The 13267-nt window shown below is 60.2% G+C and carries 13 protein-coding genes; 5 read left to right on the forward strand and 8 right to left on the reverse strand.

Annotation, left to right across the window (positions count from 1 at the left end; translation table 11 throughout):
* Position 1 precedes the first annotated feature (1 nt).
* On the reverse strand, positions 2–1309 hold the full coding sequence (locus HX824_RS00640; RefSeq protein ID WP_003218023.1) for a S41 family peptidase: 1308 nt from the start codon (positions 1307–1309) through the stop codon (positions 2–4).
* Between the two features lie 31 nt (positions 1310–1340).
* On the reverse strand, positions 1341–2645 hold the full coding sequence (locus HX824_RS00645; protein ID WP_003218021.1) for a murein hydrolase activator EnvC: 1305 nt from the start codon (positions 2643–2645) through the stop codon (positions 1341–1343).
* A 377-nt stretch (positions 2646–3022) separates the two neighbouring features.
* Here HX824_RS00645 and HX824_RS00650 point away from each other — a divergent pair, with 377 nt between their 5' ends.
* A complete protein-coding gene (locus HX824_RS00650; RefSeq protein WP_256346889.1) occupies positions 3023–3454 on the forward strand; it encodes a PBECR2 nuclease fold domain-containing protein in 432 nt (143 codons plus the stop codon).
* 217 nt (positions 3455–3671) lie between these two features.
* Here the strand turns inward: HX824_RS00650 and gpmI are convergent, their stop codons facing one another.
* The gene (gene gpmI, locus HX824_RS00655; protein WP_087693337.1) at positions 3672–5198 is read right to left on the reverse strand and encodes a 2,3-bisphosphoglycerate-independent phosphoglycerate mutase; all 1527 of its coding nucleotides are present in this window, start codon (positions 5196–5198) and stop codon (positions 3672–3674) included.
* 151 nt (positions 5199–5349) lie between these two features.
* On the opposite strand from gpmI, the gene HX824_RS00660 reads away from it, so the two are divergent.
* Genes HX824_RS00660 through secB form a run of 3 tightly spaced genes read left to right on the forward strand, consistent with a single transcriptional unit; the run spans position 5350 to position 6547 of the window.
* A complete protein-coding gene (locus HX824_RS00660) occupies positions 5350–5763 on the forward strand; it encodes a rhodanese-like domain-containing protein (RefSeq protein WP_003218014.1) in 414 nt (137 codons plus the stop codon).
* Between the two features lies 1 nt (position 5764).
* Positions 5765–6019 (forward strand): glutaredoxin 3, encoded by a 255-nt coding sequence (gene grxC / locus HX824_RS00665; RefSeq protein WP_177036574.1) that lies wholly within the window; start codon positions 5765–5767, stop codon positions 6017–6019.
* Between the two features lie 42 nt (positions 6020–6061).
* A complete protein-coding gene (gene secB, locus HX824_RS00670; protein ID WP_003218009.1) occupies positions 6062–6547 on the forward strand; it encodes a protein-export chaperone SecB in 486 nt (161 codons plus the stop codon).
* A gap of 132 nt (positions 6548–6679) precedes the next feature.
* On the opposite strand, the gene HX824_RS00675 is transcribed toward secB, so the two are convergent.
* Positions 6680–7135 (reverse strand): tRNA (cytidine(34)-2'-O)-methyltransferase, encoded by a 456-nt coding sequence (locus tag HX824_RS00675; RefSeq protein ID WP_003218007.1) that lies wholly within the window; start codon positions 7133–7135, stop codon positions 6680–6682.
* On the opposite strand from HX824_RS00675, the gene HX824_RS00680 reads away from it, so the two are divergent.
* Positions 7134–7574, forward strand: coding sequence for a hypothetical protein (locus HX824_RS00680; protein ID WP_003218005.1), 441 nt, complete (start codon positions 7134–7136; stop codon positions 7572–7574). The genes HX824_RS00675 and HX824_RS00680 overlap by 2 nt on opposite strands.
* A 624-nt stretch (positions 7575–8198) precedes the next feature.
* Here the strand turns inward: HX824_RS00680 and ntrC are convergent.
* From ntrC to glnA, 4 genes are all read right to left on the reverse strand, one after another.
* Positions 8199–9635 (reverse strand): nitrogen regulation protein NR(I), encoded by a 1437-nt coding sequence (ntrC, locus tag HX824_RS00685; protein WP_003218003.1) that lies wholly within the window; start codon positions 9633–9635, stop codon positions 8199–8201.
* A complete protein-coding gene (glnL, locus tag HX824_RS00690; protein ID WP_003218001.1) occupies positions 9632–10717 on the reverse strand; it encodes a nitrogen regulation protein NR(II) in 1086 nt (361 codons plus the stop codon). The genes ntrC and glnL overlap by 4 nt, the downstream gene beginning before the upstream one ends.
* 391 nt (positions 10718–11108) lie before the next feature.
* Positions 11109–11645 carry a chorismate mutase gene (locus HX824_RS00695; protein WP_177054016.1) on the reverse strand — a complete coding sequence of 179 codons (537 nt, stop codon included), beginning with the start codon at positions 11643–11645 and terminating at the stop codon, positions 11109–11111.
* Between the two features lie 189 nt (positions 11646–11834).
* Positions 11835–13241, reverse strand: coding sequence for a glutamate--ammonia ligase (glnA, locus tag HX824_RS00700; RefSeq protein ID WP_003217999.1), 1407 nt, complete (start codon positions 13239–13241; stop codon positions 11835–11837).
* Positions 13242–13267 lie beyond the last annotated feature (26 nt).

Consider the following 13267-nt stretch of genomic DNA (forward strand, 5'->3'; position numbering starts at 1 on the left):
ATCAACGGCTGCGCGTAATGCTCAGGCCCTTGAGCAGGCTCAGCGCCTGGGCCAACTGATAATCGTCGTCCTGCGGCATCGGTTTGGCTTTCGAGCCGCTGCCGGTCGGCTGGTCGGCGCCGCCGTTGCCATTGCCCAGGTGGCCTTGCAGGTCCGCTTCCTTGTAGAACTCGCTGTCGGCTTCGTTGGTGATCTTGGCCTTGCGCACTTCGATGTCCGGCACGATGCCCTGGGCCTGGATCGAGCGACCGTTCGGCGTGTAGTACAGCGCCGTGGTGATCTTCAAGGCACGCTCGTTGTTCAGCGGCAGCACGGTTTGCACCGAGCCTTTGCCGAAGCTGGTGGTGCCCATCAGCACGCCGCGTTTCTGGTCTTGCAGGGCGCCGGCGACGATTTCCGAAGCCGAGGCGCTGCCGCCGTTGATCAGCACAACCATCGGCACGCCTTCGCTGAGGTCGTTGCCGGTGGCCGAGAAGCGCAGCTCGGAGTTGGCGATACGGCCCTTGGTGTAGACGATCAGGCCCTTGGTGATGAAGTGGTCGACCACTTCCACCGCGGCCTGCAACACGCCGCCCGGGTTGTTGCGCAGGTCGAGCACGATGCCGCTGAGTTTCTTGCCGTTGTCTTTGCGCAGCTTGGCGAGGGCCTTGGCCACTTCGTCGCCGGTCTTGACCTGGAACTGGGTGATACGGATGTAGCCGTAGCCCGACTCCAGCAGCTGGCTCTTCACGCTCTTGACCGTGATGGTGGCGCGGGTCAGGGTCACGTCGAACGGCGTGCCGCCGTCGCGCACCAGGGTCAGGGTGATTTTCTGGCCGATCTTGCCGCGCATCTTGTCGACGGCTTCGGTCATGGTCTGGCCGCGGGTCGGCTGGCCGTTGATCTTGACGATAAAGTCACCGGCCTGGATGCCGGCCTTGGACGCAGGGGTGTCATCGATCGGCGAAACGACCTTGATGTTGCCGTCGTCGGCGCCGACTTCAATGCCCAGGCCACCGAATTCACCGCTGGTGCTCTCCTGCAGCTCGGCGAAATCTTCCGGGCCCAGGTAGGCGGAGTGCGGGTCAAGGTTGCTGAGCATGCCCTTGATGGCATTTTCCAGCAGGGTCTTGTCGTCCACAGGTTCGACATAAGCGGCCTTGATCCGGTCCATGACCTCGGCAAAGGTGCGCAACTCGTCCAGCGGCAGCGGGGCCTTGGTGGTCGCGGCCGTGGCCGACTGGGCGGTCTGGTCGGCGAATGCCAAAGGCGCGCCGATCACCAGAGCGATCGTCAAGGCCAGCGATGTGAGGCGGGACAAATGCAGCATGTCGAACGAACTCCTAATGTAGATGCGACCCTTATCCTTGGGTACGGCACCATTGTGCCGGGTCGCTCGGGCGGCCCTGCTGACGAATAGCGAAGTACAGCGCCGGGGTGTCCTGGCCACCACTGTTACCGACAGTGGAGATGGATTCACCGGCTTTTACAACATCACCTGCCGCTTTAAGCAAAGTTTGATTGTGGCCGTAAAGGCTCAAATAGCCATTACCGTGGTCAAGAATCACCAGCAAACCTGCACCACGCAGCCAATCGGCGAATACCACGCGGCCGCCGTGGATAGCGTGGACCTGGGTGCCGGCACCGGCACTGATCATCACACCGTCCCACTTGGCGCGGGTGTCATCGCCACGGGTTTCACCAAAGCGTGCCAGTAATCGACCATCAACTGGCCATGGAAGTTTGCCCCGAGCTGAAGCAAAAGGTCCGCCGAAGGATTCGCCGGCGCTGGAAACCAGCGGGCCAGGCGCTGCACGCGCCGGTTTACGCGGGGCCGGGGCGTCGGTAGTGGCGCTGGCGACTGCCTCGGCGGCTTCACGCTCGCGCTTTTTTTCGGCTTCCTGCTGGGCAAGCAGCGCTTTTTGTCGCGCCTGCTCTGCCTCACGGGCCTGGCGCGCCAGGGTTTCCTCGATGGTTTTCAGGACTTTACCGAGGTCGGCCTGGTCTTGCTCGCGGGCCTGGAGCTTGGCGTCACGGGCCTTCACGTCGTCATTCAGCTTGGCCAGCGCCTGCTGGCGCTCCTTGCGGACCTTGTCCAGTTCGTCGCGCTGGCTGTCGAGGGCGGTTTTCTGGTCGAGCAGCTGCGACTGCTGGTTGGCGATTTCCTGCTCGACGTTGGCCAACTGGCGCAGGGTCTCGTTGAAGCTTTTCAGTTGCTCCAGGCGGGCCTTGCTCAGGTAGTCGTAATAGGTAAGGGTGCGGGCGAACTTTTCCGGGTTCTGCTGGTTGAGCAGCAGCTTGAGGTATTCCTGGCGGCCGTTCTGGTAAGCGGCGCGGGCCTGGATCGCGATCAGGCGTTGCTGTTCAACGCGGGCGCTCTGGAGTTTTTTTTTCTCAGCGTCGAGTCGCTCCAGTTCCGACTCGCTCTTCTTTAGTTCTTTTTGCAGCTCCTGGACCTGCTTCTCCAGCTTGCCCATCTCGGTTTCCGTGCCGCGCAGGTCTTTCTGCACGCCGGACTTCTCTTCCTGGAGCTTGCCGAGCAGCTTCTTCAGCTCGGTAATGTCCTGACGCGTAGCGTCCAACTGTTGTTGGGTTTGTGCGCGCTCATCGGCAAACGCCGGTTGGAGCAGGCAGACAAGAGCAAGGGTAATCAAGGCGCGAAGCATAGAGGCGGGCGACACCAGGGAAAGGGACGGCCTAGTATGCCCGCCAAGCGCTGCAAAAAAAACGCCCAATTCGGCTTGGCAGGCAAGTTAGGTGCCCAGTGGCCGCATTCTGCAAGCAATTGTGGGCAAGTCCCATAGCCCTTTGAAGGCGACGAGCGGTTGAGAGCGTCGTGTCGTGCTTCTGCAGTTGTTTTGTGTGCTTCGCGAAATGCCTTGAAATGCTCCACCCTGACGGTGCATTTGCGCTCGGAATAGACTCTTCGGCCCTGTTAATCCGACGGTCGGCATAGTCAGTAATGCCTTGTATTCACGAGTCAAAAGGCCAGCATACGTGGCTTGATTATGGGCTTCCCGATCTTCGTAGTCTGGATCGGGCCTTGCGAGCGCGTCCACTTGAGGAAGTGGCCGCCGGCAATGACGTCGAAGCGGCCATCGATATAGTCGCAATGCATTTTGGCATTGCCCATTCGAGCTGTTCGGAAGTGGAAGTTGCCTCGCCTTTGGGGCAAATAGCGATCAGGCGTAGCTGTCTGCAGCACATTGTTGAAAAGCGGCAGGACGCCAGAGAGCGTTATGTCAGGTTCGCCTTGGACACATTGACGGGGCCTCTGGAAATATGGCGTGTTGCTTATAGCGATTGCTCCGCCCGTTTAGCATTCATTGGGGCTTATGAATCCAGGAGGCAGATACTGGTGGTGGTCAATATTCAGGCTGGCAATGTGCTGTGGAACTTCATGCAGGCAGACGCCAAGGCCTTGAACAAGCATCGTCATGGTGAGTTGCTCTACAAGCGTTACGAGCTTTTGTGACGCCCAAAGAAAAGGGCAGCTCTTTCGAACTGCCCTAAGTAGTGCTTGCTTGATATTCATATACACACCCTCAAGCAGGGGTGTGGAGGTCTCACCCTACGCGGATATCCAGCCATCTGCGGGGTTCCTACGCCAGTTATCGCCGCTGGAGGCAACTGGTTTCGCGCTCAAGTCCATTATTGACGGGCTGCCTGTTTTGAGCAACCCCTGAACTGTGTCAGACCAGAATCGAAGTGCCAGTCATCTCTTTCGGCTTCTCCAGCCCCATCAGCATCAACATGGTCGGTGCCACGTCGGCCAGCACGCCGCCATCACGTACTTTAAAGTCACGTTTGCCGACGTAGATGAATGGCACCGGCTCGGTGGTGTGGGCGGTGTGGGCCTGGCCGGTGGATTCGTCGGACATTTGCTCGCAGTTGCCGTGGTCGGCGGTGATCAGCGCTTCGCCGCCCACCTTGTCCAGGGCGTCGACGATGCGGCCGACGCACAGGTCCAGGCATTCCACGGCTTTTACCGCCGCTTCCAGGTTGCCGCTGTGGCCCACCATGTCACCGTTGGCGTAGTTGACCACGATCACGTCGTAGCGCTGGTGTTCGATGGCGTCGACGATCTTGTCCGTGACTTCCGGGGCACTCATCTCCGGCTGCAGGTCGTAGGTGGCGACTTTCGGCGACGGGATCAGGATGCGTTCTTCACCCGGGAACGGTTCTTCACGACCGCCGGAGAAGAAGAAGGTGACGTGGGCGTATTTCTCGGTTTCGGCAATGCGCAGTTGGGTCTTGCCGTTCTTCGCCAGGTAATCCCCCAGCACGTTTTCCAGGCTGCCCGGGGCGAATGCCGACGGGGCCGGGATGTTGGCGGCGTATTGGGTCAGCATCACGAATTCGACTTTCGGCTGGCGGGCGCGCTCGAAGTCCTTGAAGCCGGCATCGACGAATACGTGGCTCAGCTCGCGGGCACGGTCGGCGCGGAAGTTCATGAACACCACGGCGTCGCCATCTTCGACCTTGACCGGTTCGCCGATGGTGGTGGCCTTGACGAATTCGTCACTCTCGCCACGGGCGTAGGCGGCTTCCAGGCCTTCCTGGGCGGTGGCGGCGTTGAATTCGGCCTGGCCGTCGACGATCAGGTTGTAGGCCTGTGCCACGCGGTCCCAGCGGTTGTCGCGGTCCATGGCGAAGTAGCGGCCAACCAGGCTGGCGATGCGGCCTTTGCCGAGGGTCTTGAAGGTTTCATCCAGCAGTTCGATGGAGGACTGGGCACTTTTCGGCGGGGTGTCGCGGCCGTCGAGGAACGCGTGCAGGTAGATCTTCTCGGCGCCGCGCTTGAAGGCCAGTTCGGCCATGGCGATCAGGTGGTCCTGGTGGCTGTGGACGCCGCCGTCCGACAGCAGGCCCATGAAGTGCACGGCCTTGCCGGCCTTGACCGCTTTATCCACTGCCGCGCAGATGTTTGGGTTCTCGAAAAACTCACCGTCGCGGATCGCTTTGGTCACGCGGGTGAAGTCTTGATAGACCACTCGTCCGGCACCGAGATTCATATGGCCGACTTCCGAGTTGCCCATTTGGCCGTCCGGCAGGCCAACATCCATGCCCGAGCCCGAGATCAGGCCGTTCGGAACGGTAGCGCTCAGACGGTCCAGTACTGGCTTGCTGGCCGAGTACACGGCGTTGTCGTGGTGGCTTTCACTGTGTCCGAAGCCATCGAGAATTATCAGGACCAAAGGTTTAGGCGTAGTAGTCATAGATCCTCTCGCGGCGGTAATGAATGAAGGGAATAGAAAAGGGAGTGGCAGTTTAAAGCGAAGTTCCGACCACGTCACCGCTTTACGGGGGTTGGCCGACCATGACGGCTGTGTATACTTACCGCCATTTTAACGCCCTGGAACCTCCTTGATGGTTGATCACCTGATTGCATTTGCCACTACCCACTATTTGCTCGCTGGTGCGTTCGTCGTACTGCTGGCGCTGCTGATCGCTCACGAATTGAGCCGCGGTGGCCGCAGCCTCAGCACGTCCGAGCTGACCGCCCTGGTCAACAAGGATGAGGCCGTAGTGGTGGACATTCGTCCCGCCAAGGATTTCGCCGCCGGTCACATTGTCGGCGCGCTGAACATTCCCCAGGACAAACTGATTTCGCGCCTGGCCGAGCTGGAAAAGCACAAGGCCAAGACCATTATCCTGGTCGACGCCCAGGGCCAGCACTCCGGCACCCACGCCCGCGAGATGCTGAAAACCGGCTTCAACGCCGCCAAACTGTCGGGTGGTATTTCCAGCTGGCGTGGCGATAACCTGCCGCTGGTGAAGTGATATGAGCCAGGTTGTCGTTTATTCCAGCGATTATTGCCCTTATTGCTCGCATGCCAAGGCCCTGCTCAGGAAGAAGGGCGTCGCCTTCGAAGAGATCAAGGTTGATGGCAAGCCCCAGTTGCGCGCCGAGATGACCAGGAAGGCAGGGCGTTCATCCGTGCCACAGATCTGGATTGGTGATGAGCATATCGGTGGATGCGATGACCTGGTCGCCCTGGACAGCGCCGGTAAACTGGATGCGCTGCTTCACGTCTGACTCCTAACCCCTAAAAGACCCCAAGATCACGAAGGATCTGCGATGACTGACCAACAGAACACCGAAGCGGCAGCAGAAGAAGCTCAAGGCCCACAATTTTCCCTGCAGCGTATTTACGTGCGTGATTTGTCGTTCGAAGCGCCGAAAAGCCCGGCCATCTTCCGTCAGGAATGGACCCCGAGCGTTGCGCTGGACCTGAACACCCGTCAGAAGGCACTGGAAGGTGACTTCCACGAGGTCGTGCTGACCCTGTCGGTCACCGTCAAGAACGGCGAAGAAGTGGCCTTCATTGCTGAAGTGCAACAGGCCGGTATCTTCCTGATCCAGGGCCTGGACGAAGCGTCCATGAGCCACACCCTGGGCGCGTTCTGCCCGAACATCCTGTTCCCGTATGCCCGTGAGACCCTGGACAGCCTGGTCACCCGTGGCTCGTTCCCGGCGCTGATGCTGGCTCCAGTGAACTTCGATGCCCTGTATGCGCAAGAGCTGCAGCGCATGCAACAGGAAGGCTCGCCAACGGTTCAGTAAGCTGTTCTGAGCAACGACGCCGATCCAATGTGGGAGCGGGCTTGCTCGCGAATGCGGTACTTCAGTCGATATCTTCGTTGACTGGCACTCCGCTTTCGCGAGCAAGCCCGCTCCCACATTCGTTATGCAGTGTTACTTGAACCCCAGTTGCCGCCAACCTTCGTAAACCGCGACGGCCACGGTATTGGACAGGTTCAGGCTGCGGCAGCCTTCGCGCATCGGCAGGCGCAGGCGGTGGCCGTCGGGCAGGGCGTCCAGCACGTCTGCCGGCAGGCCGCGGCTTTCCGGACCGAACAGGAAGGCGTCGCCTTCGGCAAAGCTGGCATCATGGAACGGCCGCGAACCCTTGGTGGTAAACGCGAACAACCGTGGGTGGTTCAGGCTTTCCAGGCAGCTGGCAAGGTCGGCGTGGCGTTGCAGGGTGGCGTACTCGTGGTAGTCCAGCCCGGCGCGGCGCAGGCGCTTGTCGTCCATGTCGAAACCCAAGGGCTCGATCAAATGCAGGTGGCAGCCACTGTTGGCGCACAGCCTGATAACGTTGCCGGTATTCGGCGGAATTTCTGGTTGAAAAAGGATGACGTGAAACATGCACGGCTCCGAAGGCAAAGATGCGCTGCATTCTACCCCTGAAGAAGACCCCAGGCCGAAGCTATTGCCACGGGTTTTAGGCTCGTTGGCGATTGTCGGCTTGATGGTGGGCCTGATGATCGGCCGGCTGACCACGCCAGACCCGGTTGAGCTGCAGCAGGTAGAGCCCGCCGCCGATGGCCTGGTGGTGTGGTTCAACAGCGAACCCAAGCTGCACGGCGAGCATATCGACGGCACCGTGGCGCTGCTGTTCGATGCGCTTGGCAAGGCCCAGGGCGGCCAATTGAAGGTCAATGACAAGGATGTGAACTGGCGCGTACGCAAGACCGATGGCGGCTTGCTGCTGAACCTGGTGGCGGCTCGGCCGTTGCGCGGGGAGTGGTCGGGAGAGAAGGCCGATGGACGCTGGCGGGTGGAGATCCATCTCCAGGAGCAATAAAAGAGGGAATCCCCGGCCTGCCTGTACCAAGGTTCCCAAAACGGGCTGGGGCTATGGGCGCGTTGCCTCATAAGCCCCGGGTGTAAAGAAGGGAGTTCCCGGCCTGCCTGTACCAGGGCTCCCAAAACGGGGTGAAGCCAAAGGCTTCGGTGTTAAAGAGGGAATCCCCGGCCTGCCTGTACCGAGGTTCCCGAAACGGGTGTGGGGCGCGACGCGATCCGCATCAAGCACCCCGGGTGTTAAAGAGGGGATTCTCGGCCTGCCTGTACCAAGGTCCCCGAAACTGGGTAGTAACAGGGTTATTGCAGGGCGCGTGCCAGAATTGCGAAGTGGCGCCAAAAAATTTCTTCAGAAAGCGCAAAGCCCCGGAATACGGGGCTTTGGCTTTTTTTGGTTTTAATATTTTCTTAACAAGGCATGGGTTGCAGGCGTTGGATAAGTGCGCGATGCCGGTTCGTGGTGCATTGAAGCGGTGCACAGTGCTGAAACCTTGTGGAGATCCAAATGTGGGAGCGGGCTTGCTCGCGAAGGCGGCGCGTCAGTCGATACTTATGTTGACTGAACCATCGCCTTCGCGAGCGAGCCCGCTCCCACACTGGATCTTCGGTGTACTTGAGGGATCAATCAGCCTTCATCGCCCTCATCATCATCCCCACCGTCAACCTTCATCCCCAGCTCCTTGATCTTGCGTGTCAGCGTATTGCGGCCCCAGCCCAGCAGCACGGCGGCGTCGCGACGACGTCCAGCAGTATGCTTGAGGGCGGTTTCGATCATGATCCGCTCGAAAGCCGGCACAGCGCTGTCCAGCAGGTTCGACTGGCCACGTGCCAGGGCCTGGTCGGCCCACTGGCGCAGCGCCTGCTCCCAGTTGGTCACCGGTGCCGAATCCTGCGGCAGGCTCAGCAGCTCAGGCGGCAGGTCGCTGATATGCACTTCGCGCCCCGAAGCCATCACCGTGATCCAGCGGCAGGTGTTCTCCAGCTGACGCACGTTGCCCGGCCATGGCAGGTTCTTCAGGTATTCCTCGGTCTCGCTTTTCAGCAGCTTCGGCTCGACGGCCAGCTCCTGGGCGGCGCGGCTGAGGAAGTGACGGGCCAGGGTCGGGATGTCCTCGCGACGGTCCGACATCCGTGGGATGTGGATGCGGATCACGTTCAGGCGGTGGAACAAGTCTTCACGGAATTTCCCGGCGTGCACCAGGGTTTCCAGGTTCTGGTGCGTCGCCGCGATGATACGTACGTCGACCTTGACCGGGGTGTGCCCGCCTACCCGATAAAACTCGCCGTCGGCCAGGACCCGCAGCAAGCGCGTCTGGGTGTCGGCCGGCATGTCGCCGATTTCATCGAGGAACAGCGTGCCGCCGTCGGCCTGTTCAAAACGGCCACGGCGCAGGTTGGCCGCACCGGTGAACGCGCCTTTTTCATGGCCGAACAGTTCCGACTCCATCAAGTCTTTCGGGATCGCCGCCATGTTCAGCGCAATGAACGGCGACGCCGCCCGTGGGCTGTGACGGTGCAGGGCGTGGGCCACCAGCTCTTTACCGGTACCCGACTCGCCATTGATCAGCACGGTGATGTTGGAGTGGCTCAAGCGCCCGATGGCGCGAAACACTTCCTGCATCGCCGGCGCTTCGCCGATGATTTCCGGGGTACGGGTCAGGGCCGGCGGGGCTTCCTGGTTCTGCTGTTCCTGGGCGTGCTGGTTGGCGCGTTTTACCAGCGCCACCGCTTCGTCCACGTCGAACGGTTTTGGCAGGTATTCAAAGGCGCCGCCCTGATAGGACGCGACAGCGCTGTCCAGGTCCGAGTGCGCGGTCATGATGATCACCGGCAGGCGCGGGTGCTGCTCGCGAATCCGCGCCAGCAAGTCCAGGCCGCTGGCGCCGGGCATGCGGATGTCGGAGATGATCACATCGGGCTGCTGGCGAGCCAGGCGGCTCATCACCCCGTCGGCGCTGTCGAAGCTCTGGGTGGTCATGCCTTCCTGTTGCAAGGCTTTCTCCAGGACCCAGCGGATAGAACGGTCGTCATCGACGATCCAGACAGTTTCACTACGGCTCATGTCGATGGGGCTCCTTGTTCCAGTGGCAGAAAGATCGAGAAGGTGGTGTGACCGGGATGGCTCTCACATTCGATCAAACCCTGGTGCTGGCTGATGATGTTCTGGGTAATGGCCAGGCCGAGCCCGGTACCGTCCGGGCGGCCGCTGACCATTGGAAAAAAGATGGTTTCCTGCAGTTCTGCAGGGATGCCGGGGCCGTTGTCGATGATCTCGACCTTGGTCACCAGGCGATGGCGCACGTGGCCGATGGTGAACTGGCGCAGGGCACGGGTGCGCAGGCTGATGCGGCCCAGGCGCAGCTCGTTCTGGCTGCTGATGGCCTGCATGGCGTTGCGCACGATATTGAGCACCGCCTGGATCATCTGCTCGCGGTCGATCAATACGTCGGGAATGCTCGGGTCGTAGTCGCGCACCAAGGTGATGCAGCCCTGGCTTTCGGCTTCCACCAACTGGCAAACCCGCTCCAGCACTTCGTGCACGTTGGTCATTGCCAGTGACGGCAGCTTGTTGGAGCCGAGCATGCGGTCTACCAGGTTACGCAGGCGGTCGGCTTCCTCGATGATGACGTTGGTGTAGTCCTTGAGGTTTTCGTCCGGCAGCTCGCGGGCCAGCAGCTGTGCGGCACCGCGAATCCCGCCCAGGGGGTTCTTGATCTCATGGGCCAGGCCGCGTACCAGCATCTTGCTGGTTTCCTGCTTGGACAGTTGCGCCTCTTCCTTGGTGATGCGCAGCAGGCGATCCCGGGGATGCACCTCCAGCAGCAACAAGGTGGCGCCGTGGCTGAGGATCGGTGTTACCGCGTAGTCGACGGTGAGGGTCTGGCCGGTGAGGGCGGTGAGCATCGCTTCGCGCTTGGTGAACGGGTGCGCCTGCTCCACGGCCTGGCGCAACGAGCTCAAGGCCTCGGCCGACTCAGTGAACAGCTCACTGATGAATTGCCCATGGCTGCGCTGCCCGCTGATGGCCAGCAGCATCTCCGCCGCCGGGTTCATGTACTCAAGGCGCAGTTCGTCATTGAGCAGAATGGTCGCGGTGGTCAGGTTGTCGAGTAACAGGCGGTGCAGTGCGTCGCTGATGGTCATTAGGACCTCTTTTGGAGCAAGGCGCGGGCTTGAGGCACACGCTGATACAAGGAAAATGCAAAAACCAAACCAAAGCTCCGAAAAGAAGCGTTAAAGCCCTGAAATGGGGGCTTAAGGCGCGAAACTGTGGCGTTCTGCCAGCTTGGACGGGAAGTTTCGAACCAAAATGGGTTGCGTAAGTGGGAAGGGTGCAGCGTATCGCACCAATATAGTGCGGTTTTGAAAAGTCTGTTCAGGAAGCTGGTGGCAGCGACTGATTGGCTGAATGGGTCGGATCTAAATTGTGGGAGCGGGCTTGCTCGCGAAGGCGGCGTGTCAGTCATGCATATATCAACTGACACACCGCCATCGCGAGCAAGCCCGCTCCCACATTTTGATGGGGTTCGCAATTTTAGATTTTATAGATACACAGCTCGGCAGTGGCGCGGATCATTGCCAGTTGGTGCAGCGGGTCTTTGGCCGGTGCGTGATTGGCCTGGGCCAGCCATTGCGGGCATTGCGGGTTGGTGCGCTCCGGGGTGAAGTCCGCCAGCTGTTGCAGCAGGCGTTTTTGCAGCAGGTCCAGTTTAGGGCGGATCTGGCCGACCAGATCCGGGCGTGGGTCATTCGGCGCCTTGCCTTGCAGCTGCCAGTCGGAAAGGTGGGCGTACTGCACCAGTTTGTTCGCCTCGATCTGGGCCGAGAAAAACTGCTCGGCCTGAGCCGGTGCCAGTTTGTAGCTCGGCGCCTGGGCGACGACGCTGGCGATCACGTCCTGCTCCCGTGGGCGGTCCTCGACGGGCTTGTGGCTGTCCCATTTGCTCAGGGCCACCTGGTCGGCAATCGCCAGGCGTTCGGCAATGCTGTCGAGCAGCGGGGCGAGGGTGGGTGGTGCTGCGAATACATTGGCGCTGATGGCCAGCAAGATGAACCCAATTTTTAGTTTCAAGGCAGATCCCTCTTCTGTAGGGGCGAGCTTGCTCGCGAAGGTCGTTAACGATAACGCGTAAATATTGAAGAAATGCGGCGCCTTTGAATTTTTCGCGGGTAAGCCCGCTCCCACAGGGTTTTGCGGGCAAAAAAAAGACCTCCCGAAGGAGGCCTTTTTCATCACGCCGCGTTACGCAGCGCTACCGGATCAGCAGCTGTAGTACAGCTCGTATTCCAGTGGGTGTACGAAGGTGCGGACCTTGATTTCTTCTTCGCTTTTCAGGGCGATGTAGGCATCGATAAAGTCGTCGCTGAACACGCCGCCTTTGGTCAGGAACGCACGGCCCTTGTCCAGCTCTTCCAGGGCTTCTTTCAGGCTGCCGCATACTTGTGGGATCTCTTTGGCCTCTTCAGGCGGCAGGTCGTACAAGTTTTTGTCGGCGGCGTCGCCAGGGTGGATCTTGTTCTGGATACCGTCCAGGCCGGCCATGACCAGAGCAGCGAAGGCCAGGTACGGGTTGGCTGCCGGATCCGGGAAACGGGCTTCGATACGGCGAGCGCGAGGGCTGGACACGTAAGGAATACGGATCGAAGCGGAACGGTTGCGAGCCGAGTAGGCGAGCATTACCGGAGCTTCGAAACCTGGGACCAGACGCTTGTAGGAGTTGGTCGATGGGTTGGTGAAGCCGTTCAGGGCCTTACCGTGCTTGATGATACCGCCGATGAAGTACAGGGCAGTGTCGGACAGGCCGGCATAACCTTCGCCAGCGAAGGTGTTCTTGCCTTCTTTGGCGATGGACAGGTGAACGTGCATACCCGAACCGTTATCGCCGTACAGAGGCTTAGGCATGAAGGTAGCGGTACGGCCGTAGGCATCAGCCACGTTGTGTACGCAGTACTTCAGGGTCTGAACTTCGTCAGCCTTGGCAACCAGGGTGTTGAACTTCACGCCGATTTCGTTCTGGCCGGCAGTCGCCACTTCGTGGTGGTGAACTTCGATGACCAGGCCCATCTCTTCCATGGCGTTGCACATGGAGGTACGGATTTCGTGGTCGTGGTCGAACGGAGGAACCGGGAAGTAGCCGCCTTTGATACCTGGACGGTGGCCTTTGTTGCCGCCTTCCACGTCCTGGTCGGACATCCACGAACCTTGTTCGGAGAAGATCTTGAACATGGAGCCAGAGATGTCGGACTTGAACTTGACCGAATCAAAGATGAAGAATTCTGGTTCCGGGCCTACGAATACGGTGTCGCCGATACCGGTCGACTTCAGGTATTCCTCGGCACGCTTGGCGATCGCACGTGGGTCACGGTCGTAGCCCTGCATGGTCGAAGGCTCGATCACGTCGCAGACGATGATCAAGGTTGGGTCTTCGGTGAACGGGTCGAGTACGGCAGTGCTGTCGTCCGGCATCAGGATCATGTCGGAAGCTTCGATGCCTTTCCAGCCGGCAATGGAGGAGCCGTCGAACATTTTGCCTTCTTCGAAGAAGGCGTCATCCAGCGCGTCGCGAGCCGGCATGGTCACGTGGTGCTGAGTGCCTTTGGTGTCCGTGAAGCGCAGATCAATCCATTTGACGTCATGATCTTTGATGAGTTGAACCGACTTCGACATAGTGTCCTCCGGGTGGCTTCGGGCTG

Origin of the sequence: Pseudomonas sp. D4002 (assembly GCF_013385665.1) — a bacterium.
GTDB lineage: Bacteria > Pseudomonadota > Gammaproteobacteria > Pseudomonadales > Pseudomonadaceae > Aquipseudomonas.